20 protein-coding genes are annotated in these 23,597 nt (G+C 40.7%); 2 read left to right on the plus strand and 18 right to left on the minus strand.

The genetic code is table 11. The features are described 5' to 3' along the window. Nucleotides 1-180: 180 nt before the first annotated feature. The 15 genes from N784_RS16795 to pcrB all read right to left on the minus strand — a co-directional run bounded on the left by N784_RS16795 (nt 181) and on the right by pcrB (nt 18,167). Nucleotides 181-333, minus strand: a complete 153-nt coding sequence (locus tag N784_RS16795; protein ID WP_232305971.1) for a hypothetical protein — start codon at nt 331-333, stop codon at nt 181-183. A 210-nt stretch (nt 334-543) separates the two neighbouring features. Next, nucleotides 544-1,920, minus strand: a complete 1,377-nt coding sequence (gene rlmD, locus N784_RS04155) for a 23S rRNA (uracil(1939)-C(5))-methyltransferase RlmD (RefSeq protein WP_036832646.1) — start codon at nt 1,918-1,920, stop codon at nt 544-546. A 92-nt stretch (nt 1,921-2,012) separates the two neighbouring features. Further along, on the minus strand, nt 2,013-2,924 hold the full coding sequence (locus N784_RS04160; protein ID WP_036832768.1) for a diacylglycerol kinase: 912 nt from the start codon (nt 2,922-2,924) through the stop codon (nt 2,013-2,015). Nucleotides 2,925-3,140: 216 nt separating this feature from the next. Further along, a complete protein-coding gene (gatB, locus tag N784_RS04165) occupies nt 3,141-4,571 on the minus strand; it encodes an Asp-tRNA(Asn)/Glu-tRNA(Gln) amidotransferase subunit GatB (RefSeq protein WP_036832648.1) in 1,431 nt (476 codons plus the stop codon). After that, nucleotides 4,568-6,046 carry an Asp-tRNA(Asn)/Glu-tRNA(Gln) amidotransferase subunit GatA gene (gene gatA / locus N784_RS04170; protein ID WP_036832651.1) on the minus strand — a complete coding sequence of 493 codons (1,479 nt, stop codon included), beginning with the start codon at nt 6,044-6,046 and terminating at the stop codon, nt 4,568-4,570. The genes gatB and gatA overlap by 4 nt, the downstream gene beginning before the upstream one ends. A 15-nt stretch (nt 6,047-6,061) precedes the next feature. Next, complete coding sequence (gene gatC / locus N784_RS04175; RefSeq protein WP_036832653.1) at nt 6,062-6,352, minus strand: Asp-tRNA(Asn)/Glu-tRNA(Gln) amidotransferase subunit GatC; 291 nt, start codon at nt 6,350-6,352, stop codon at nt 6,062-6,064. A 331-nt stretch (nt 6,353-6,683) separates the two neighbouring features. Continuing rightward, entirely contained in the window at nt 6,684-8,201 is a 1,518-nt protein-coding gene (putP, locus tag N784_RS04180) for a sodium/proline symporter PutP (protein WP_036832656.1), read from the minus strand. Nucleotides 8,202-8,584: 383 nt separating this feature from the next. Then, on the minus strand, nt 8,585-9,721 hold the full coding sequence (locus tag N784_RS04185) for a bifunctional cystathionine gamma-lyase/homocysteine desulfhydrase (RefSeq protein WP_036832658.1): 1,137 nt from the start codon (nt 9,719-9,721) through the stop codon (nt 8,585-8,587). A 4-nt stretch (nt 9,722-9,725) separates the two neighbouring features. Further along, nucleotides 9,726-10,643, minus strand: a complete 918-nt coding sequence (locus N784_RS04190; protein ID WP_036832660.1) for a PLP-dependent cysteine synthase family protein — start codon at nt 10,641-10,643, stop codon at nt 9,726-9,728. Between the two features lie 2 nt (nt 10,644-10,645). Then, a complete protein-coding gene (locus N784_RS04195; RefSeq protein ID WP_036832663.1) occupies nt 10,646-11,119 on the minus strand; it encodes an S-ribosylhomocysteine lyase in 474 nt (157 codons plus the stop codon). A 7-nt stretch (nt 11,120-11,126) separates the two neighbouring features. Next, on the minus strand, nt 11,127-11,768 hold the full coding sequence (locus N784_RS04200) for a class I SAM-dependent methyltransferase (RefSeq protein WP_036832665.1): 642 nt from the start codon (nt 11,766-11,768) through the stop codon (nt 11,127-11,129). Nucleotides 11,769-12,018: 250 nt separating this feature from the next. After that, nucleotides 12,019-13,176 carry a CamS family sex pheromone protein gene (locus tag N784_RS04205; RefSeq protein WP_036832668.1) on the minus strand — a complete coding sequence of 386 codons (1,158 nt, stop codon included), beginning with the start codon at nt 13,174-13,176 and terminating at the stop codon, nt 12,019-12,021. Between the two features lie 16 nt (nt 13,177-13,192). Then, a complete protein-coding gene (gene ligA, locus N784_RS04210; protein ID WP_036832671.1) occupies nt 13,193-15,196 on the minus strand; it encodes an NAD-dependent DNA ligase LigA in 2,004 nt (667 codons plus the stop codon). A 13-nt stretch (nt 15,197-15,209) separates the two neighbouring features. Further along, on the minus strand, nt 15,210-17,462 hold the full coding sequence (gene pcrA / locus N784_RS04215; protein ID WP_036832674.1) for a DNA helicase PcrA: 2,253 nt from the start codon (nt 17,460-17,462) through the stop codon (nt 15,210-15,212). A 15-nt stretch (nt 17,463-17,477) separates the two neighbouring features. After that, a complete protein-coding gene (gene pcrB / locus N784_RS04220; protein ID WP_036832677.1) occupies nt 17,478-18,167 on the minus strand; it encodes a heptaprenylglyceryl phosphate synthase in 690 nt (229 codons plus the stop codon). 390 nt (nt 18,168-18,557) lie between these two features. Between pcrB and N784_RS04225 the strand changes: the two genes are divergently transcribed. Then, on the plus strand, nt 18,558-19,940 hold the full coding sequence (locus N784_RS04225; RefSeq protein ID WP_036832680.1) for a glycine--tRNA ligase: 1,383 nt from the start codon (nt 18,558-18,560) through the stop codon (nt 19,938-19,940). A 195-nt stretch (nt 19,941-20,135) separates the two neighbouring features. On the opposite strand, the gene N784_RS04230 is transcribed toward N784_RS04225, so the two are convergent. The 3 genes from N784_RS04230 to N784_RS04240 are packed head-to-tail and all read right to left on the minus strand — an operon-like array spanning nt 20,136 to nt 23,267. After that, complete coding sequence (locus N784_RS04230) at nt 20,136-20,432, minus strand: YerC/YecD family TrpR-related protein (protein WP_036832682.1); 297 nt, start codon at nt 20,430-20,432, stop codon at nt 20,136-20,138. Between the two features lie 19 nt (nt 20,433-20,451). Continuing rightward, nucleotides 20,452-21,483 (minus strand): DUF3048 domain-containing protein, encoded by a 1,032-nt coding sequence (locus N784_RS04235; RefSeq protein ID WP_036832685.1) that lies wholly within the window; start codon nt 21,481-21,483, stop codon nt 20,452-20,454. A gap of 44 nt (nt 21,484-21,527) precedes the next feature. Continuing rightward, entirely contained in the window at nt 21,528-23,267 is a 1,740-nt protein-coding gene (locus tag N784_RS04240; RefSeq protein ID WP_036832688.1) for an adenine deaminase C-terminal domain-containing protein, read from the minus strand. A 76-nt stretch (nt 23,268-23,343) separates the two neighbouring features. On the opposite strand from N784_RS04240, the gene N784_RS04245 reads away from it, so the two are divergent. After that, entirely contained in the window at nt 23,344-23,580 is a 237-nt protein-coding gene (locus tag N784_RS04245; RefSeq protein WP_036832691.1) for a YgaP family membrane protein, read from the plus strand. Nucleotides 23,581-23,597: the final 17 nt, after the last annotated feature.

The raw sequence follows: 23,597 nt of genomic DNA on the forward strand, positions 1-23,597 counted from the left end.
GTTTGCCCAGAATTCAGAATCAGGCATTGGAATTTCGGTATTTGTAAACGAGAAGGTCTTACAGGAAGTCAATCTAGTTTATTTTATCACGCAATACGAATTATAGAAGAAATGAGGTATGCAACGAATGGAACATATCCAGTTATCGCTGTTTTGGAAAACGTCATGGGAGCTTTTTCATCAAATAACTGGCTGGATTTTAAAACCGTGCTTGAATCGTTCAGGTACTTTTTCAATTTCACTTGCCCATATTGGTTGAATCCCATAACGAGAAGCAGCTAATGGAAATACACCAATCCCATAAAATAAACTTCCTAAAGTTAGTTTTGTCATATTCCACCTTCTATTCCCCGTTTTTAGGCGTAAAAAAAAGACGTTCATTTTATTTGAACGCCTTACAATATTTTCACTCTATTATGTTCCCACACCCCAGATCAATTACCACTGAAACGGTAATGTGGTTTTTCAGTACTTTATTTCTCGTTTTTTCACCTTCTCCCACAAACACGAAATGCTTGTGAAAGTGTTTAAAACTAAGGATTTCTATATAGTTTCTCTTTGTAGCAACGATACACACTCCACATGCCCCGTCTGCGGAAACATATCAACTGGCTGTACTTCTTTCGTTTCAAATCCACCATCTTCTAATATGCGTAAGTCTCGTGCTAATGTGGATGGGTTACAGGAGACGTAGACGATGCGTTCTGGTTGCATGTCGATCATGGCGTTGAGTAAGGCTTCGTCGCATCCTTTGCGGGGGGGATCGACGACGATGACGTCTGGGCGTAGGCCTTGGGCTTGCCACCATGGGAATATTTTTTCGGCTTCGCCAACGTAGAATTCGGCGTTAGCGATGTTGTTTAGTTTGGCGTTTTTCTTAGCGTCGTCGATTGCTGGGGCAACGATTTCCACACCTAGTACTTTCTTGGCTTGTTGGGCGAGGAATAAGCTGATTGTTCCGATGCCGCAGTATGCGTCGATGACAGTTTCGTGTCCTTGTAGATTGGCATATTGTAATGCTTGGTCATATAGTTTCTTTGTTTGGGTAGGATTGACTTGATAGAACGATTTCGGGGAGATGTTGAATTTAATATCTCCAATCGTATCCATAATGTATTCATCGCCCCACAGGACAGTTGTTCTTTCTCCCATGATGACGTTGGTGCGTTTGTTGTTTACGTTATGCACGATGGATTTAACGTCTGGGAAAGTTTGGCGTATTTCTTGCACGATTGCTTCTTGATGTGGTAATTTTCTTGTTTTTGTAATAATAACAACCATGATATCGCCAGTTGTTTGTCCAGTGCGTACCATAATGTGACGTAGTATGCCGCTATGGTCTGACTCTCTATACGGTTTTATTCCGTATTTTTCAGCGATGCGGCGGACCGTTTCTACCATGCGGTTGTTGTGTTCATCTTGAATCATACACGTATCCATATCGATGATGTCATGGCTTCGTTTGCGGTAAAATCCTGTTTTAAGGTTTCCATTTTTGGATTCGCCAAACGGGATTTGGACTTTGTTACGGTAGTTCCATGGATCATCCATGCCAATAACGGGATGTACGGCTACGTGTCCTAAATGTCCAATTTTGTGCATTGTATCTTGGACTTGCTTCTGTTTCATTTGTAGTTGTAAGTCATAGCTCATGTGTTGAAGCTGACAACCCCCGCATTGTGTGTACACATCACACGGTGGGTCAACGCGTTGTTCGCTTGCTTCTTGTACGTCCACCAGTTTGCCGATGGCGAAGTTTTTCTTTACTTTAATTACTTTCACTTTCCCTGTTTCTCCTGGAAGTGCGTATGGAACAAACAGTGGATAGCCATTTAGCTTACCGACACCATTTCCTTCATGTGTCAAGTCTTCAAAGGTAAGCTCGATTGTTTCATTCTTCTTTACAGGTGGTTTTGACATTGTTACCTTCCTTTACCGTTCAAAATACTGTTCGCATTATATCATAGTTTACCCATTGTTGTTGGTTTTCTTCTCAAAGAAAAAGACAGCCATTATGACTGACTGTCTTCCTCCCAATGACTTCTCGGAACAAAAAATTGGATATGGCGATGTAAATTGACAAATTCCCCGGGTAATAATCCGCCATATTCACCGTCAATATTGAGTTGCATCTTTTCTTCGGTGTGGACTTTAATGCGGTTTGCTTTGGTATATATAATGTTGGGATCGTTTAAGTGATTGCCCTTCATCGCTAAAGTAGCAAGGCGGATGAGTTCAGGAATGTTCACTTTTTTCACAATTAATAAGTCGAACATGCCGTCATCTAGAATAGCATCTGGAGCTAGTTTTTCTAATCCGCCTACGGAATTGGTAAGAGATATAAGAAAAACCATTACTTCTCCTTCAAACCATTTCCCATCGTATTCAATTTCTACATAAGTTGGGCGGATAGACGGTAGCATTTCTACACCCTTTAAGTAATATGCTAATTGTCCTAGTGCTGTTTTTAGTTTACTTGGCACTTCATAAGAAAGTTCTGTTAATTTACCGCCACCAGCAATATTGACAAAGTATTGATTGTTAACTCGGCCGATGTCTAATTCTTTGGAACAACCTTCTAATATAATGTCTACTGCGCCTTTTACTGTTCTAGGGACACGGAGTGCTCTGGCAAAGTCGTTTGTCGTTCCTACTGGGATAATTCCTACTTTAGGTCGATATTCTGATTCTGCTAGTCCATTAATGACTTCATTAATCGTTCCATCGCCACCTGCTGCTACGACAAGATCGAAATTACGTTGTGCGGCAAGTTGAGCAGCTTTTGTCGCATCGCCCTCTCCTGTTGTTGCATGAGTGGACGTTTCGTATCCTGCTTGTTCAAATCGTTGTAATACTTCAGGCAATTCACGTCTTACTGCTTCTCGACCTGACGTTGGATTGTATATGATTCTAGCGCGCTTCATCGATTTTCCTCCATCTAAGCCATATTTCCTATTATCAACACAGCCTTTTTCTATTGTTTGACCATTCACTTCTCACTATGCAAACTGTTAACCTTATCCCCTTAATCACTTACCCATTATTATACAAATAAAACATTATATATCCTACTCATGGTTGTTTATTCATCAATAAATCCTGCTACATCAGAGTAGCAGGATTTACTAGCTTTGTCTATCTTAGCGTTTGTTCATTTCTTCCATAATAATTTTATTTACCATTGGTGGGTTTGCTTGTCCTTTGGTTGCTTTCATCACTTGTCCTACTAGGAAGCCAAGTGCTTTGTCTTTACCGTTCTTAAAGTCTTCAATGGATTGCTGATTATTATCCAGAATACCTGAGATAATATCGCGCAGTTGACCTTCGTCGGAAATTTGTCCAAGACCTTTGTCTTTCACAAACTGTTCTGGTTCTGTGCCGTTTTCTACTGTTTCCGTAAAGACTTTCTTAGCAATTTTAGAAGAAATCGTACCATTTTCAATTAGTTGAATAACTTTTGCTAAGTTTTGTGGTGTTAATGCAAGTTCTTCTAGTTCTTTTTGTTGCTTATTCATATAGGCAGACACTTCACCCATTAGCCAGTTGGATGCTTGCTTGGCACCTGCACCTGTTTGAATAGTTTCTTCAAAGAAGTCAGATAGTGCTTTGTTGTTTGTTAACACTTTAGCATCGTATTCTGGTAGTCCTAATTCATTTACGTAACGGGCTTTTCTTGCATCTGGAAGTTCAGGAATTTCATTACGTACACGTTCTTTCCATGCTTCGTCAATGTACAATTGTACAAGGTCTGGTTCTGGGAAGTAGCGATAGTCATCGGAACCTTCCTTCACACGCATTAGAATTGTTTCCTTCGTTTGCTCGTCATATCGACGTGTTTCTTGAAGAATCTCGCCTCCGGAAAGAAGTACTTTTTCTTGACGCTTTTCTTCAAATTCTAGTCCTTTTTGTACGAAAGAGAAAGAGTTTAAGTTCTTTAATTCTGTCTTTGTACCGAATTCTTTTTGTCCGATTGGGCGAATGGAAATGTTAGCATCTGCACGAAGAGAGCCTTCTTCCATCTTACAATCAGATACGCCCGTGTATTGAATAATATTCTTTAGCTTCTCTAGGTACGCATATGCTTCCTTCGGTGATGCAATATCTGGTTCTGAAACGATTTCTACAAGTGGTGTACCTTGGCGGTTGTAGTCCACTAGTGAATAACCATCTTTACTGTGAGTTAATTTCCCTGCATCTTCTTCCATGTGCAGGCGAGTAATTCCGATACGTTTCGTTTTTCCATCTACTTCGATGTCAATATAACCGTTTTCGCCAATTGGTTGGTCAAACTGAGAAATTTGATAGGCTTTCGGATTATCTGGATAGAAATAGTTTTTACGATCGAATTTCGTATGCGTTGCAATCTCACAATTTAAAGCCATCGCTGCTTTCATGGCAAAGTTTACGACTTCTTCATTTAGAACAGGTAAAACGCCAGGGTAACCTAAATCGATTGGGTTTACATTAGAGTTCGGTTCGCTTCCAAATTCATTCGGGCTTGGACTAAAGATTTTAGATGCTGTCTTTAATTCTACGTGTACTTCAATACCAATTACTGTTTCGAAATTCATTCGTTAGCACCTCCCAGGGACGGTTTGTGTGTATGATGATCTGTCGCCTGCTCGTATGCATGCGCCGTACGATAAACTGTGCTTTCATCAAAGTGTTTTCCAATAATTTGTAAACCGATTGGTAGTCCTTGTGAAGAGAAGCCACAAGGTATGGATATTCCTGGTACACCAGCTAAGTTCACTGGGATAGTAAGAATGTCATTGGCATACATCGTTAATGGATCTTCTGTTTTTTCGCCTACTTTAAATGCTGGAGTTGGCGTAGTTGGTCCAATAATAACATCATAGTCTGCAAAAACTTTCTCGAAATCTTGCTTAATGAGTGTACGAGCTTTTTGAGCTTTTTTATAATAAGCGTCATAATAACCAGAGCTTAGAGCAAACGTTCCAAGCATAATTCGACGTTTTACTTCCTCACCAAAGCCTTCACTACGGGAAAGCTTGAACATATCAATCATGCTTTCTGCTTTTTCAGAGCGACGACCGTAACGTACACCGTCGAAACGAGCAAGGTTCGCAGATGCTTCCGATGATGATAGTAAGTAGTACGTAGATAGAGCATATTTGGAGTGAGGTAATGTCACTTCTTCCCATGTTGCGCCCATGTCTTCATATACTTTCAATGATTGTTGAACAGCTGCTTTTACTTCCTCAGATACACCTTCACCTAGGTATTCTTTCGGAACGGCAATTTTCAGACCTTTTACATTTCCTGTTAGAGCGTCTGTATATTTCGGCACTTCTACATTGGCAGAAGTGGAATCCATTTTGTCATAACCTGCAATTGCCTCTAGTACGTATGCATTATCTTCTACATTACGTGTAATAGGACCGATTTGGTCAAGAGAGGATGCAAAGGCAATTAAACCGAAACGAGATACACGTCCATATGTTGGTTTAATACCTACTACTCCACAATAAGCTGCTGGTTGGCGAATGGATCCACCAGTATCAGAACCTAGTGAAAATGGCACTTCCCCTGCCGCTACTGCTGCTGCTGACCCACCACTTGATCCACCAGGCACATAATCTGTGTTCCAAGGGTTACGTGTTGCAGCATAGCTTGAGTTCTCATTGGAAGAACCCATCGCAAATTCGTCCATGTTGAGTTTCCCTACAGACACCGCTTCTTCCTTATTAAGCTTCTGAACAACATGAGCATCGTAAAGAGGATCGTTTAAATTATCAAGAATTTGACTTGCTGCTGTCGTACGAACGCCCTTCGTTACGATATTATCTTTAATACCAATTGGCATACCGAATAACAAGCCTCTTCCCTCTTCTGTTCCACGAAGCTCATCCAATTCAGTCGCACGAGCTCTAGCATTTTCTTCATCTAATGTTAGAAATGCTTGCACTTCTCCGTCTACTTCTTCGATGCGCTTGTAGGCTTCATCAAGTAGATCATGGACACTAATTTCTTTCTTATGTAACATTTCTTGAATGTCAGACAGTTTATGATCAAATAAAGACATGTGTCGTTTCCCTCCCTATTCCAAAATTGATGGTACACGGATTTGTCCATCTTGTGTTTCTGGTGCATTCTTTAATGCTTCTTCTTGTGTAATCCAGTGCTTCGGTTCGTCTTTACGCATCACATTTTTCAAATCTAATACGTGCGTTGTTGGTGCAACATTATCTGTATCTAATTCGTTTAATTGTTCTGCAAACGAAATAATATCGTCTAATTGTTTCGCAAACATGTCCGCCTCGTCCTCTGTAACATGTAATCGAGCTAAATTGGCAACGTGTTTAACTTGTTCTTTGCTAATTCGTGACATTGATTTACCTCCATTCATTTCGAACTCACATAATATTAGATGATACCAAACTTACTACCTAACAATCAACGTTGAGCCGATTTCTTTACAAAAAAACAGTTGAATGTTTAGATTACAAGTTTTCCTCTTGATGTAACATGAATCATCTATTCACATTTTATCACTTCAGCCAAATAAAAAACATCCTAGCACACGTTTCCAGTACTAGGATGATCTTTACGCTAGCGTACGATGACGAATTCGTAAAAGCGACGAGAGAACTCACAAACCGACGCTCACGAATTAAGTACACAGCTTTTCTGTGTCACCTCTGTTTCGCTTTCCAGCACCATTATTTCGCTTTTGCTTGCTCAAACTCTTGTTTAATTTCATCTGTTGGTTCTTTATCCAGTAAACTAACGACAATTGCTACGAGTCCACATAGAAGGAAACCAGGAACAATTTCGTATAATGGGAAGAATGGTTTTACCAACTGATCCCATGCAATAACGGTAATAGCTCCGACAACCATACCAGCCATGGCACCATTTCTCGTAAGTGATTTCCAGAATAAAGATAAAATGATAATCGGGCCGAATGCTGCTCCGAATCCTGCCCAAGCATAACTAACTAAGTTAAGCACCGAACTTTCTGGATTATACGCCAAAATGATGGCAATTAATGCGATAACAGCAACGGAAAGACGTCCAACCCATACGAGCTCTCGATCCGTTGCATTTTTACGTAATATTGCTTTATAGAAATCTTCTGCAACGGCAGATGAAGATACAAGTAATTGGGAATCAATCGTACTCATGATGGCAGATAAAATGGCAGCTAATAAAATACCTGCAACAATTGGGTTAAACAATACTTGTGAAAAGGCGATAAAGATTTTCTCTGGATCACCAAGCATTTGAATACCTGCATCACTTGTTACTAGTTGCACACCGAATTCAGATAGTTTTGCTGTGTTTCCTTCATCTGCAACATATGCTAAGCCGACGAAACCAGTAAAGATTGCTCCGTATAAACCAAGCACCATCCATGTAATACCGATAAATCGTGCTTTTGGAACATCTTTTGCTGAACGAAGTGCCATAAAGCGTGTTAAGATGTGTGGTTGACCAAAGTAACCAAGTCCCCATGCTAAGGAGGATATAATAGCCACTGCACCAACACCTTGTACCATATTCAAATGGTCTGCATTAATTTCCCCAACTGTGTTAACGACTTCATTCCAACCGCCGAGCTCCATAATCGCAACAATTGGCACAATAATTAATGCCAAGAACATTAATATTCCTTGAATGAAATCTGTCCAGCTTACCGCGAGAAAACCACCTAAAAAAGTATAGGAAATAATAACAATAGCTCCAACCCATAAAGATGTTTCATAATTTAAGCCAAACGATGCCTCAAACAACTTAGCACCAGCAACCATTCCAGAAGAAGTGTAGAAGGTGAAGAAGATTAAGATGACCAAAGCAGAAACAACACGTAACATGTGAGAGTTATCTCGAAAACGATTTTCTAAAAAGTCTGGCACTGTAATGGAATCATTGGCTACTTCCGTATACGAACGCAAACGACGTGCAACGAATTGCCAGTTTAAATAGGCTCCAATAGCAAGACCAATTCCAATCCAAGCCTCTGAAAGCCCTGATGCGTATATAGCTCCAGGCAATCCTAATAGCAACCAGCCACTCATGTCAGATGCCCCTGCACTTAAAGCAGCCACTCCAGGGCCAAGCCGGCGTCCTCCTAATACGTAATCAGATAAGTTGCTCGTTAATCGATAAGATGCGATCCCTATCCCTAACATTCCTAATAAATAAACTACAAATGTAACTACTGTAGCCGTTCCCATATTCTATTCACCTCTCCTCTTTCCTAGTGTAGCAATACATAAAATAATTAAAACAGGCATCGGAACAAACAACCAAAACCATGTTGCTCCCGTAATCGCAAATTCTTCGCCCATTATTCTCCCTCCTTCTAATGTTATACTTGTATCCATACTCCAAAGCCAAATGAATTATTCAAAAAAATTAATAGAGATACACGCCATCAACAATTACTTTTTCGAATATTATAAAAATTATAATAATGGTGATTACGTTCATTATACATGAATCCCTATCATTTTTGTTAAGGATTTTGCTATTTCATTATAGAATTGAATTCCTTTATTACCGTTCCCGTTATGTCTAAGAATATCTCTTCTCCAGCAAAAAAAGGTTAACGAATTCGTTAACCCCGTAATGCTTGATCGATATCTTCTTTTAAATCTTCAATGTCCTCTAATCCAATCGAAACGCGAATAAGGCCATCTGTAATCCCCAATTCAATTCGGCGCTCTGTTGGAATAGAAGCGTGTGTCATTTTTGCTGGAACGGAAATGAGGCTTTCTACTGCTCCAAGACTTTCAGCTAAGGTGAAATAACGCAAATTGCTAAGTAGTTGATTAGCGTTCTCCTCACTTCCGACGTCAAAGGAAACCATGCCTCCTGCTCCTCTTGCTTGTTGTCTATGAATCTCATAACCTTCATGAGTAGGTATCCCAGGGTAGTAGATGTTCGATATTTCGGGATGAAATTGAAGATGTTGAATAAATGCCTGTGTATTCGCTTCGATTTCTTCCATTCGAACTGCTAATGTTTTTATTCCTCGCATAAGTAACCATGCGTCTTGTGGGCCAAGCACGGCTCCTACTGAATTTTGGACATAATGCATTTCTTCTGCAAGAACCTCATCCTTCACCACGACTAATCCCGCCACAACATCACTATGACCACCTAAATATTTCGTAGCACTATGAATCACGATATCTGCACCATGTTCGATCGGATTTTGCCAATATGGTGTGCTAAACGTATTATCGACAATATATCGTAATTGATAGTCCTTCGCGATTGTTGCTACAAGTTGTAAATCAGTAATTTTCAGTAGTGGATTTGTCGGCGTTTCCACATAAATAGCCCGTGTATTCGGTTGAATGGCATTGCGAATTGCTTGTTCGTTTGCCGTATTTACAAACGTTACGTCTATTTGAAACCGCTCAAGCACATTGGCAATCAGTCGGTACGTCCCACCATACACGTCATCAGTACAAATAATATGATCTCCACTTTTCAGCAACATAAAAATGGAAGTAATAGCCGCCATGCCAGAACTAAATGCATAGCCTGCTACTCCACCTTCTATTTCAGCTATGAGTTGCTCTAGAGCATGTCTCGTTGGATTTCCTGTTCGAGAATATTCATACCCTCTGTGCTTTCCTACCTGATCTTGTTTGTACGTGCTTACTTGATAAATGGGAACTGAAACCGCTCCTGTATGATCATCTCCTGTAATACCGCCATGAATAAATGCTGTTTTCCGTCGCACGTTCTCACTCCTCATATATGTGTTGACTCAAGTATCGTTCGCTGCCATCTGGAAATATCGTTACAATGGTTGTGCCAGGTGGAGCCATTTGTGCTTCTTTCATGGCCGCTACAAATGCTGCTCCTGAAGAACTTCCTACTAGCAATCCTTCCTTCAAGGCTAATTGCTTCACAGCTGCAAATGCCTGTTCGTCCTTAATTGTATGAATGCCATCAAAGTAACGTCGATCCATAAATGGGGGGATAAACTCCATCCCAATTCCTTCTGTGCGGTGTGATGTAGGTGCACCGCCATTTAATATGGATCCTTCTGGTTCGACGATAACCGTTCTTGTTGATTCATTATGCTCCTTAAAATAACGAGCACATCCCATAAACGTCCCGCCAGTTCCTCCTCCAGCGACGAAAATATCCACCTGCCCCGCTAACGCCTCATAGATTTCTGGAGCTAGCGTTTTGTAATACGTGGAAGGATTAGCTTCACTAGCAAATTGTTGAGGGCAATAAGCATTTGGTATTTCACCCATTAATTGCTTTGATTTGCGTATTGCACCTTCCATTCCTTCTTCTGTTGGTGTATTGATTACCTCAGCCCCTAAAGCACGCATTAATAGTTGCTTTTCGACACTAAACTTCTCCGGTGTAACAAATAGAACATTAAATTCTTGACCGACAGCAGCTAAAGCTATCCCTATCCCTGTATTGCCTGCTGTCGGTTCAATAATCGTTCCACCAGGCTTGAGCTTACCTGTTGCAACCCCATGCTGGATAAGTGATTGACCAAGACGATCCTTCACACTACCACCCGGATTCAAATACTCCAGCTTTGCAAATATTCGAATATTTTCTGGTACGTGTATATGCGTTAATTCGATTAAGGGGGTATGACCAATTAATTGCTGCACATCGGTTACATAGTTCATCCTCATCTTTCCTCAGCAAAAATTTGTGTCCATTCATCTTGTTGACGTAGCATTTCTCTCGCTAACGCCTGTGCCCCTTCTAAACTATGACTAGCAGCAAAGCCACATTGCACCTCGTTACAAGCTGGTACTTCCGTTGCTTGCAGGACGTCTTCTAATGTCTGCTTTAGCATCGTTAATATCCCTTCATAAGAGTCATCATTAAGAATTGAAATATAGAACCCTGTTTGACACCCCATCGGACCAACGTCCACTATATGATCGTGATGATTACGACTAAACTCTGCCATCATATGCTCCAATGAATGAAGAGCAGGCATATCCATATAGGCTTTATTCGGTTGCTTAATACGAAAATCATATTTGTAAATTTTGTCACCATGAGTGCCTTCCATAACACCTACTAGTCGAACATATGGAGCTTTGACTTTTGTATGATCTAAATTGAAGCTTTCTACGTTCATTGGCACATCCATCACTCCTTTATCTTTTCTTCGCTACCATTAACCACACGTACGTATTTAACTGCTGAAATGTCACATCGAACCCTTGATTTCGACAAATGTCGGTTAACGTCGGTATATCGCTATAATATTCGGTCGCTAAATCATCTGCTAAATCATGATGGTAAGCAGCGATTGCCCTTTCTATACTATGCTTTTTCGCCTTCTCCGATTCAAAAACCGTATCAGCAAAAACAACAACACCCTCTTCTGGCAAAATATTTGCATACAACTTCATTGCTTGTTCTTTTTCCTCATCGGTTAAATGATGAAAGGCATAAGAACTTACAATAGAATGAACGGGTACTTGAGGTGTCGCAAATTGAAGAAAGTCCCCTTCTTGAATAATTGCTTCTGGAACCTTTAATTGGCCAATTCTTAACATCTCAAACGAAGGCTCTACACCAAATACTTTATAATTCGCGTTGATTAGTTTACGTGTTAAATTACCTGTACCTACTCCAAATTCAAGTACATTCGCACCGTCCGTATAATCCACAACTGCGTTTAATATATCATCATATCCAGCAAACACTTCTTGATACTGGACATTCTCACCAGCAACCGTACGATCATAAGACTCAGCCCAACCATTAAATAAATCAATAAACTCCCTACCCATCCGTTTGGCCCCTCTCTTTTTCATTATTCCTATAAGTTTACTTGGTTATAGAATTGTTATGATTATAGCATAACGTTTCAAAAGTAGTAAATAGACATTTGCCCAATTTGTGGATAAATTTCATTATTTAGATTGGAAGAGGGCAATATCACCATTTAAAAACGCACGACCTTCCAAAACTAAACCAAATACTTTAAACTCTAAAAAAAAAGACCTGTCCCACTATTTTAGTGGAACAAGTCTTCTCTCTTTATTGTCCATATATGTGTACAAACGGTTCTTCTTCGTCTGCTTCTCTAGATATTAGAGCTTCTTGGCCGTTGTGTGATTCGATGTTCACTTCTAAGTCAAAGTAGTTCGGGAAGTTCTCTAATATAATGGAATAGACGTATTGGGTTAATCCTATTACTTCTGTTTGTCCTTTAAATTCGATCGGGATGGTAATAGAAAGTTGTTGTAAATCATCTTCTATATAAAACCCTTTACCGACAACACCGATATAGTTCGGAAAATATTTCGCTACATCGTTTTGTAGGTTGTTCATTAATGAAGCTTCTTCTGGGTATTCGTCCTCTGCTTCTTTAGATGGGAATAAAATGTAGTCCTCGTCGATCCTATCCCATTCACCAATTTTCACTTTGTCTGCTTTCACGGTTGTTTTAGCAACGTAGTTCCCTGGTGTCATTGCGCCTAGTTCTTCTTCACGGTAAATAGCTACCATAATCGGCACATTTGGTATCGCTTCGTCTTCGCGAATTCTGTCTACTACTGTTTGTGCCATTTTCTGACCTTGCTGCAGCATTTCTTCCTTACTAATATCCTCGTAGCGGTATGGTTCACCAAAGTCTGTTTGAAAACGATATTGAGATTTCATCGCAATTCCAATGGACATTCCTTTTAACTGAACTTCGCCGTCTTTACTCGCCTTTAAGTAATCTTGCTCCAGTATATGGGATAGGTATTTCGGATTCTCTCTCATCTCTTTCTCTCCGGCACCATCTTGGAGTGATGGATTTAATCCGTTCTCTGTCCCGCCATTACCATTTTTATTATTGCTGCGGTCAAGCCAATCATAGAGCATATCTTCTGTTATATATTGGCCTTCTTGAAAAAAATAATCCTTCGGGTCAAAAGCATCTTTCGAATGACGGCGTAAGCCTTCTTCCATTTCTTTAATGTCTAGGCGATTCCCTATTTGATTTGTAATTACGCCTCTTGATTTACTAGGCTTATATTCCTCCAGTGGGCGGTAATATTCATCAGAGATATTATATTTTGGAACAATCGCTTTATCATTTTGACTATTGTCATTCGTTTCCATACCGACTTGCTCATTTTTTTCATAGACCGGAGCGCATCCTGTTATGATAACAACAAGGCTCAGCATGAACAATGCGATCCGTTTCATAATCGTACCTCCACTTCTATTGTGATAACGCTTCTTTCATACGTTCTTCATCCCATATTTCAATGCCTAGTTGTTGTGCTTTCGTTAATTTGGAGCCTGCGTCTTCTCCAGCAATTAAGAGGTCGGTTTTCTTACTAACACTGCCCGTCACCTTACCACCAAGTGCTTCTACACGCTCTTTAGCTTCCGTACGGCTAAATGCTTCCATCTTCCCTGTAATGACAACGGTTTTGCCAGATAGGATGGAATCGATGGACTGCTCCGACTTCTTCGGCCCTAGATACGCAACATTTAAACCGAGATCACGTAATTCTGTAATCAGCGCTTGTACTTCCTCCTGCTCAAAATATCGTACGACAGAATCGGCAATTTTTTCGCCCATTTCATGAATTTCAATCAACTCATCATACGTAGCACGTTGCAAGCGATCAAGTGTGTCAAAATGTTGCGCTAACGTTTTGGCTGCTTTAGAACCTACGAAGCGTATGCCTAAACCGAATAATAATTTCTCTAACGAGTTCGCTTTTGAGTTTTCTATAGCTGTTAATAAATTATTTGCTGACTTCTCGCCCATGCGATCTAAGTTCAAAAGCTCTTCTTTACTTAACGTATATAAATCAGCAATCGTATGCACAAGCTGCTCTTGGAACAGTTGAGCAATCACTTTCTCACCTAAACCATCTATATTCATAGCATTTCGTGAAACAAAGTGAATCAACCCTTCTCTCAGCTGAGCTGGGCAGTTTGGATTAATGCAGCGTAGGGCTACTTCTCCTTCTAAACGTTCTAAAGGACTGTTACACTCCGGACAATGGTCTGGCATCGTAAATGGGGGCTCGTCACCGGTTCGTTCATCCATAACTACGCGCACAACTTCTGGAATAATATCGCCAGCTTTGCGAATGACGACTGTATCACCAATGCGAATATCCTTCTCACGGATAAGATCTTCATTGTGTAAAGATGCACGTTGCACCGTTGTTCCAGCAACTTTCACAGGTTCTAACACTGCTGTTGGGGTAACAGCTCCTGTACGTCCTACACTAAGTTCAATATCTGTTAATTTCGTTATCGCCTCTTCTGCTGGGAACTTATACGCAATCGCCCAGCGCGGACTTTTGGCTGTAAAACCTAATGCTTCTTGTTGCTCAATGCGATCTACTTTAATCACAATGCCATCAATTTCATAAGGCAGGTTTGCGCGTGCTGCTGTCCATTCGTTCACATAATGGATGACTTCATCAATCGTCGCACACTTACGCCACTGTGGATTCGTTTTGAAACCAAGATTGTGTAATTGTTCTAGTCGACCGCTATGAGTGGATACTGGGTCTGCTTCCCAAACACCAATTCCATATAGAAAAATATCCAAATTACGACTAGCAGCGATTTTAGGATCTAACTGACGTAAGGAACCAGCAGCAGCGTTACGTGGATTCGCAAAAGGTTCTTCTTCCTTCGCCTGCCTTGCTTCATTTAAAGAGATAAACGACTTATGCGGCATAAACGCTTCCCCGCGCACTTCAATTGTCGCTGTTTCCGGTACGCGCAATGGAATACTGCGGATTGTACGTAAATTAACGGTAATATCTTCTCCTGTCGTCCCGTCTCCTCTAGTTGCACCTTGAACGAAAAGGCCATCTTCATAACGAAGCGAAATAGCCAGTCCGTCTATTTTTAATTCACAGACGTACGTAACACTTTCCCCGATAGCCTCTTGCACGCGGCGATCAAAGTCTCGTAAATCTTGTTCACTAAATGCATTCCCTAAACTAAGCATAGGAATTGTGTGCTGCACTTTCTGAAAGGCATCCAATGGCTGACCACCAACACGTTGACTTGGTGAATCAGCTGATTGAAGCTCTGGAAATTGTTCTTCTAAAGCGAGAAGTTGTTGCATTTTCTTGTCGTACTCGATGTCAGAAATACTCGGCTCATCGAGTACATGATATTCATAATTATATTGATCAAGCTCGGTTCGTAATGCTTTTACTTGCTCTTGTGCTTGTTGTTTGTCCATCTACTCACCTCTATTACGCTTTCGTGATTGGGGCGAATTTCGCTAGAACACGCTTAATCCCCACCGGGGCAGGAAATGCAATATCTAACTCCATCGAATCTCCATCGCCTTGAGCTTTGACAACCGTTCCTTCTCCCCATTTTTTATGAATCGCTTTATCGCCTGTTTTCCAAGCAACGTTATCAGCACCTGTTCCCGCTTTGCTTCTCATTGTCGTCGCTTTGCGTTTTGGTTGAGCTTGACTAGATGAAGTAGCATTGAAGCCGTTTGGAAGCGGATCATTGAAGCCACCGCGCCCTCTAGGGGAAAAGGAGCTAGGTTCCGCGCGCCCTTCTATTAAATCTTCTGGAATCTCACCGATAAAACGACTAACAGGGTTCATATTCGTTCTACCAAATAGTGTGCGCATTTTTGCATTAGTTAAAAATAGTTGTTGCTCCGCTCTCGTAATTCCTACATAAGCAAGCCGACGCTCTTCCTCCATCTCTTCCTCTTCCATAATTGAACGGCTATGCGGGAAAACGTTCTCCTCCATTCCAATTAAGAAAACTGCCGGAAACTCTAGTCCTTTCGCAGAGTGAAGCGTCATTAACGTCACTTTATCATCTGCGAATGGGTCGTCATCTACTTGATCAATATCAGCGATTAGAGCTAAATCAGTTAGAAAGGCAATCAGCGTTTTATCTTCACTCGTTTCTTCAAAATTCTTTGTAACAGATAGAAACTCATTTATATTCTCTAACCTACTTTGTGCTTCGAGCGTTTTCTCTTTCTTTAGCATATCTTCATATTCTGTTTGCTTAAGCACTTCTTCTACTAAATCCGTCGCAGATAAATACTCCTGTTGTTGCGTCCAATTCTTTATCATCTGTCCGAATTCTTTTAGTGCGTTGGTCGCCTTTTTGCTTAAACCGACGAATTCTATTTCCTTGACCGCATCGTAGAACGATATATCATGCGTAGCGGCATACATTTGCAAATTCTCCATAGAGGTTTTTCCAACGCCACGCTTAGGCACATTCACTACTCGTGTGAAGCTAATATCATCATGCGGGTTCGCAATTAAACGCAAATAGGCCAGCAAGTCTTTGATTTCCTTACGATCGTAGAATTTCGTACCGCCAATAATTTGATACGGAACATTCGCTTTGACGAACGTTTCCTCAATTGTACGGGACTGGGCATTCGTACGGTATAAAATAGCAATATCCTTATAGTTAAGCTCACGACTGCGTACAATCTCTTCAATTTTATTCGTCACATACAGCGCTTCATGACGTTCTGTCGGAGCTTCATAGTATTGTATCTTCTTGCCGTCATCATTGTCTGTCCAAAGATTTTTCGGTTTACGGCCTGCATTATTTTGAATGACTTCATTAGCAGCTTTCAATATGCTTTTCGTTGAGCGATAGTTTTGCTCTAGCATAATGACTGTGGCATTCGGATAATCTTTCTCAAACGATAAGATGTTCTGAATATCTGCCCCACGCCAGCGATAAATCGATTGGTCAGAGTCACCGACGACGCACAAATTCTGAAAACGATTCGCCATTAATTTCACGAGTTGATATTGAGCATGGTTCGTATCTTGGTACTCATCAACATGAATGTATTGAAATCGTCGTTGGTAATATTCCAGCACTTCTGGAAGACGGTTAAATAACGTCAATGTTTGCATAATTAAATCATCAAAATCGAGGGATTGATTTTTTCGCAGCTTTTTCTCGTAAGCTGAGTAAACATTCGCCACTTGCTTCTCATAATGATTTCCTGCTGTTTTCCCGAAATCGGCTGCTGTTTGTAATTCATTCTTCGCATTGCTAATAGACCCAAGCATAGCACGAGGGTCGTATTGCTTCGGATCAAGATTTAAATCTTTCAAAATTTGCTTCATCACAGACAATTGATCGGACGTATCTAAAATAGAAAAGTTTCGATCAATTCCTATTCGGTCAATATCACGACGTAGTATGCGTACACACATGGAGTGGAATGTAGATATCCACATATCATTCGCTTCAGGACCAACGATAGACGCCACACGATCCCTCATTTCACGTGCCGCTTTATTCGTAAATGTAATCGCTAGAACGTTTCGTGGCGCTACGTCCTTCTCTCCTAATAAATAAGCAATTCGGTGCGTTAAGACACGGGTTTTCCCACTACCTGCACCTGCCATAATTAATAATGGGCCATCGGTTTTCTGGACGGCCTCTTTCTGTTCTTTGTTTAAACCTTTTAATAAATCGTTTGTTAACGGGCTCAAAGGAGACACCTTCCTTTATTCTCGTTCTTTTACTGCTCGTACTGTTTTTAAGGCAGCTTTTTTATTCTCATAAATGACATTACCGACTACGACAACATCTGCATACTGTTTCATTTCTCTCGCTTGCTCTTCAGAAGCAATACCTCCACCGTAGAAAAGCAGCGTATGCTTCAGCACATGCGACACTTGCTCGACAATTTTTGCATCACCATACATCCCACTATACTCCACATAGAAAATAGGTAGCTTAAACATGTGCTCCGCCATTTCCGCATAAGCAATAATTTCTTCCTCATTAGGCATGTCACAATTCGTTCGCTGATACGCTTTTGATTCTGGGTTTAATATGCAGTACCCTTCTAACATCATTTCGTCCCAATCTATCATCGCACCATATTGCTGTACCGCCTTATGATGCATGCCCATAGTCCACTCTTTATCCGCACTATTAAGCACAGTTGGAACAAAGTAATAATCGTAACCCGGTGTAACGGATTCCATATTCGATATTTCTAATATAACAGGAACCGTGAACCTGCGAATGCGCGCAAGTAAAGATAATACTTGATCCAGTGTCACACCATCCGTTCCACCGACCATAATGGCGTCGGTACCTGATTCACATATATCCTCTAAATCTTTATCATTAATTTCTTTATTGGGATCAAGCTTAAACACATGCTCCCACTGATTTATATCATACATGCAGTAATCCTCCGTTTTACATTTTCCATCAATTTATTATATCAAAAATTCATCCATAACATGAGAGAGAAGGGTATTTTGTTTTTTTAGACTAGACTTGTGAACCTTTATCCGCTATGCTACTATTAGATAACAAACAACATATTTAACCATATGATGACGGAACAATAGTACTTATCACCCTCTTCCTTTAAGCGATTCAGGGATAGTGAGAGCCTGAAGAATGGGATAAGGAAACGGCACTCTAGAATATGGACACATAAAGTGGATGCAACCGTTATGCATCAAGCAGGGTGGAACCGCGGGTAAACCTCTCGTCCCTGGGATTAGTCCCAGGCGCGTGAGGTTTTTTTGATGCATCCATTTACTACTATTAAGGAGGAAAAACGTATGTCAACTACAATGGAACAATTAGTATCACATTCAAAGCACCGTGGCTTTATTTTTCAAGGATCTGAAATTTACGGTGGTCTTGCTAACACTTGGGACTACGGTCCATTAGGTATTGAATTAAAGAATAACTTAAAGCGCGCTTGGTGGCAAAAGTTCATTCAAGAAAACCCAATGAACGTTGGTCTAGATGCAGCTATTCTAATGAATCCAAAAACATGGGAAGCTTCCGGGCACCTTGGCAACTTCAACGACCCAATGATGGATTGTAAAGAATGTAAATCACGCCATCGTGCAGATAAATTAATCGAAAACAAATTAGAAGCAGAAGGCAACGAAATGATTGTCGATGGACTTCCATTCGAAAAAATGGAGGAATTAATCCAAGAACATAACATCGTTTGTCCTAACTGTGGAGAGCAGAATTTCACTAACATTCGTCAGTTTAACCTCATGTTCAAAACACATCAAGGTGTAACAGAAGGATCAACCGATGAAATTTTTCTACGTCCTGAAACAGCACAAGGTATTTTCGTAAACTTCAAAAATGTTCAACGCTCTATGCGCAAGAAGCTTCCGTTCGGTATTGGTCAAATCGGTAAAAGCTTCCGAAATGAAATTACACCTGGTAACTTCATCTTCCGCACACGTGAATTCGAACAAATGGAAATGGAATTCTTCTGTAAACCAGGCGAAGAACTAGAATGGCATCAATATTGGAAGGATTTCTGCAAAAATTGGTTAACAAATCTAGGCGTGGCAGAAGAGAGTATCCGCCTACGTGAGCACGATGAAGACGAACTATCACACTATAGTAATGCGACAACAGACATCGAGTATAAATTCCCAATGGGTTGGGGCGAACTGTGGGGAATCGCATCACGTACAGATTACGATTTAACGCAGCACGCGAACCATTCAGGTGAGGATTTCCAATACATCGACCAAGAAAGTAATACACGCTACATCCCATACGTCATTGAACCATCACTTGGTGTTGATCGTTTAGCACTAGCATTCATTGCCAATGCATTTCAAGAAGAAGAACTAGAAGACGGCTCAAGCCGCACTGTTATGAAGTTCCACCCAGCCGTGGCACCTTACAAAGCAGCTATCTTTCCACTTTCGAAAAAATTAGGCGGGGAAGCACAAGAAGTATTTGCTGAGCTAAGCAAAAAATTCATGGTCGATTACGACGACGCTGGATCTATCGGTAAACGTTATCGCCGTCACGACGAAATCGGAACACCTTTCTGCATCACATACGACTTCGACTCTAAAGAAGACGGTCAAGTAACCGTGCGTGACCGCGATACAATGGAACAAACACGTATGCCAATCTCAGAACTAAAAACATTCCTAGAAGAAAAAATGGCATACTAAATTATAGGAACACCCGATTTCGCACGCAGCGTAATCGGGTGTTTTTATTGAGATGAAGGTTGCACTCCCATTTCGTAGGTTCCACGCATAAACTCTGGAATTCCGAGCATCAATCTCAGAATCTGAGCACAGATTTCAATCCCGCCACTCACAAAAAAGCACGAAATCCACAATATGGGATTAAGTGCTTTTTTGTTATTCATTGCCTGAGATTCGTCCGAGTGCCATTGCGTATGCGTCGTTGCCGTAGTTTAAGCAACGTTTGACGCGGGATATAGTTGCTGTTGATGCACCTGTGCTTTCTTCAATTTTATGGTATGTGTGTCCTTTCTGTAGCATTCGAGCCACTTCTAGGCGTTGGGAAAGGGATTGGATTTCATTCATTGTCGCTAAATCGTCAAAGAATTGATAGCATTCCTCTATATCTTCTAGTGATAAAATAGCTTGAAATAATTGATCAAGCTCTTTTCCTCGTAATTTATTTATTTGCATGTCTTTAACTCTCCTTTGCTTATTGTGCGCTAATGGTAACAGATTGTTGTATGCCTGGTTGTTCAGGCACAACATTCACCCAAGTTTTTCCCGGCACAAATCTTAGTTGCTCTCCATCTTTATACGGAATAATGTGACCATTATCGTTTTGCCATTGTACTTGTTCCATTTGCCCATGTTGAATCAAATAGCCATTTCCCCCTACCTGTAAATCGATAGATCTTCGGCCTTGTTCATCGATGACGTGATGGGCGGCTTCAACGATAAATACGTTCTGAACAGTGACCGGCTCGTCTGTATGATAGTCTACTGTTTGTTCTCCATCATTGTAGCGAGTATAGTGGTGCTTCGCTTCATCATACTGATACTCCACTACTTCAGACTCCGCGTATGCTATTTCTACGTGAGAGGCACTTTCTCCATTTAGTTGGTTCACTTGTTCATCGTCTAAAAACGGTAGTGCTCTATGTTCAAATATTACTTGTAAGTCGTTTGCTTGGGCAGTATCGTAAACACCATGAAACTGTAAATACGAGTTATGAGGTGCTTCGCGAAAGTTCTCTCTCTTAAAGAGCGTGCCATTGTTATCGTACTCTTTCCCATTTAAATAGTCGATACCAAGCTGCTCGATTTCTTGTTGTATTGGTTTAGCTGCTCCATGATAAACGTAAAGAGCATTGAATCCTTGAGCTAACGTATAGTAATATTCCCGCGCCGAACGGACAGGACCGATAACATTTGGCAGTTCACTTTGAAATAATGCAAGAAATCGAGTAATATTTCCTTCAGCCAGTATTTCATAAACTACGTCTGCATCTGTGAGACCAGTTTGCGGTCGAGCTTTCGAATGATTATTAACCATTACAGCTACAATTCGATTGTCTACTGGTTCATTTGATACTTCTCCTGTTAAAGGGTACGTATAAGTTTTCTGTTCAGATTCTACGGATGGCTCTTTCTCCTCCTTTGCTTCCTGCGCTTTCTCTTGATTAGAGCAAGCGGCGAGGAACATTAATGTAAACAAAAGAAATAAACCTACACGTTTCTGCATCCTGAATACACACCTTTTCTTCATGCTTTTAACACATTTACATTTTACCGCATTATTGCAGGAAAGAGTACATCTTTCTTCTTTACATCAATAATTCCTTTCGGTGTAATGCGAATAAATGGTAAGTGAGTAGACGATAGGAACAACAACGTGTACACTGGATCATCGAAGGTAAATCCGTGCGCCTTCACGATTTCGTTATACTCCTTTACTTTCGCAATTAGGAACTCCATTGGTATATCCGTCATCATGCCAGCAACTGAGAGTGGCAATTCGAATACAATTTTCCCTTCATTAGCCAAGACAAGACCGCCACCTATTTCTTTCATCCGTTTAAAGGCTAACTTCATATCTTGCTTACGCTTGCCGATGAGCAAGATATCCATCGTGTTTGAGTAGGAACTAACAAGGCCACCTAACGTTTTTGTAAACCCTTTCAAGATGGAGGTTACTTTCCATTGACCATCGCGATCGACTAGCATTAAGAAAGCCTCATTGCCGGCGCATATATCATTTGTGCCTACATCTATGTTCACTTGATAAGGCTTTAAGATGACGTCATTGACCATTTCCAGTCCTACAGGTGTAGAAAATTGCCAATCATCATCGGTTAACTCCCAATCGAGATGTAACGGTCCCATCTCGTAAGAAGACCAATCAACCTGCCTAAAGATGCTCTCTACAATGCCGTTACGCTTCACCCATTTCCCCTTTGCCAATACAGAAATTGGGGTAGGATTGTCCTTCTCCGACAAGAAGTTAATATGAGCAACTCGGCCAGGTCCAATGCTTCCAAGCCGATGTTCCATTCCGTAATGCCTAGCTACATTGTAAGAAGCCATGCAAAATGCTTCCATCGCGGGGATACCATTATCTATACATATTTCAATACAACGGTTTATCATTCCATGCTCATAAAAAGCTGGTGTCGAGCCGTCTGTGGTCAGCATGATACGTTCATAATGATGAATATTTAACCTGTTCATATCTTGAATAAGCTGAGGTAAATCAGGACGAATGGAAGAATAGCGCAATGTAACGGAATACCCCATTTTCAACCTGTTCCACACTTCTTCTCCTCTCATTGCTTCATGATCTCCATCGGTCCCGAGCAACTTCATCTTCATTAACGTTCGCTCTGAAGCTCCTGGAAAATGCCCTTCCACCGGCTTTCGGGAGCGCTTCGTTTTCTGCATCCAGTGTAGCACATGATCATCATCTTGTAACACACTCGGCCAGCAAGTCAGCTCTCCACCTTGAACAACCGCGTCATGTTCAATCCATTCTTGAACTTTACGATCGTCTAACAATTGGTCTTCATCTTGTAACATGGACTGCGAGTCAAAACGGCTCCACCACAATAAGGAAACAGGTAACTCATTAAGCTCCTCCATTAAAGAAAACGCTTTCTTATTGTGTAATAAAAAAAGCAACACTAAGTTGTCATTAATCGTTGTAGTTGTTCCAGATTGAGATGCATATTGCGCTAATGTGTGGGGATTATATAACTGAAATGGATGGGCATGTGGCTCTATGTAACCTGGCACTAAATATTGGTCAGAGCAATCCACATATTCAATCGTTTCCTTATATTTAGGGAGTTCATCTCCAACGTAAACAATACGGTCACCATAAATCCAAATATGACCTGTCATCCATTTTCTTAAAAATACGTTTAAATACGTCGCATTCGTTAACACAATAGTTGGCGTTCGATGACCGTCTAATACTGCAACATGTTCACGTAGCTGTCGATTACGCCAGCGATAACGGTGTTCGTTCATCATTTCAGCCCCCATAAACTTTTTTTCTATTTTAACACAACCATTATGTAGTTAACATTGAAAGGATTGTGAAAAAATGGTGCGATCAAACATCGGAACATTAAATGCTTTCATCCGCATTACAATCGGATTTACGTTGTTAAGTTATACAACTGCTAAGATGGTGCGAAAACCTTGGAAGGAAAATTATGTATGGTGGATAATGATTGCTGCAATGAAGGTGGCAGAAGGAATTGTTCGTTATTGTCCAATTGTAGCCTTAATGGAAGCCATCAACAAAAATAATGACGAAACAACCATTAATCCTTCATAAAATGAAACAAAGCGCCC

It is taken from the genome of Pontibacillus litoralis JSM 072002 (assembly GCF_000775615.1).
Taxonomy (GTDB): domain Bacteria; phylum Bacillota; class Bacilli; order Bacillales; family BH030062; genus Pontibacillus; species Pontibacillus litoralis.

Coding starts and splice junctions, on each gene's coding strand:
- N784_RS16795 (WP_232305971.1), bottom strand. CDS start 333: ATGACAAAACTAACTTTAGGAAGTTTATTTTATGGGATTGGTGTATTT.
- rlmD (WP_036832646.1), bottom strand. CDS start 1,920: ATGTCAAAACCACCTGTAAAGAAGAATGAAACAATCGAGCTTACCTTT.
- N784_RS04160 (WP_036832768.1), bottom strand. CDS start 2,924: ATGAAGCGCGCTAGAATCATATACAATCCAACGTCAGGTCGAGAAGCA.
- gatB (WP_036832648.1), bottom strand. CDS start 4,571: ATGAATTTCGAAACAGTAATTGGTATTGAAGTACACGTAGAATTAAAG.
- gatA (WP_036832651.1), bottom strand. CDS start 6,046: ATGTCTTTATTTGATCATAAACTGTCTGACATTCAAGAAATGTTACAT.
- gatC (WP_036832653.1), bottom strand. CDS start 6,352: ATGTCACGAATTAGCAAAGAACAAGTTAAACACGTTGCCAATTTAGCT.
- putP (WP_036832656.1), bottom strand. CDS start 8,201: ATGGGAACGGCTACAGTAGTTACATTTGTAGTTTATTTATTAGGAATG.
- N784_RS04190 (WP_036832660.1), bottom strand. CDS start 10,643: ATGAACTATGTAACCGATGTGCAGCAATTAATTGGTCATACCCCCTTA.
- N784_RS04195 (WP_036832663.1), bottom strand. CDS start 11,119: ATGGATGTGCCAATGAACGTAGAAAGCTTCAATTTAGATCATACAAAA.
- N784_RS04200 (WP_036832665.1), bottom strand. CDS start 11,768: ATGGGTAGGGAGTTTATTGATTTATTTAATGGTTGGGCTGAGTCTTAT.
- N784_RS04205 (WP_036832668.1), bottom strand. CDS start 13,176: ATGAAACGGATCGCATTGTTCATGCTGAGCCTTGTTGTTATCATAACA.
- ligA (WP_036832671.1), bottom strand. CDS start 15,196: ATGGACAAACAACAAGCACAAGAGCAAGTAAAAGCATTACGAACCGAG.
- pcrB (WP_036832677.1), bottom strand. CDS start 18,167: ATGTATGATATAAATCAGTGGGAGCATGTGTTTAAGCTTGATCCCAAT.
- N784_RS04225 (WP_036832680.1), top strand. CDS start 18,558: ATGTCAACTACAATGGAACAATTAGTATCACATTCAAAGCACCGTGGC.
- N784_RS04230 (WP_036832682.1), bottom strand. CDS start 20,432: ATGCAAATAAATAAATTACGAGGAAAAGAGCTTGATCAATTATTTCAA.
- N784_RS04235 (WP_036832685.1), bottom strand. CDS start 21,483: ATGCAGAAACGTGTAGGTTTATTTCTTTTGTTTACATTAATGTTCCTC.
- N784_RS04240 (WP_036832688.1), bottom strand. CDS start 23,267: ATGAACGAACACCGTTATCGCTGGCGTAATCGACAGCTACGTGAACAT.
- N784_RS04245 (WP_036832691.1), top strand. CDS start 23,344: ATGGTGCGATCAAACATCGGAACATTAAATGCTTTCATCCGCATTACA.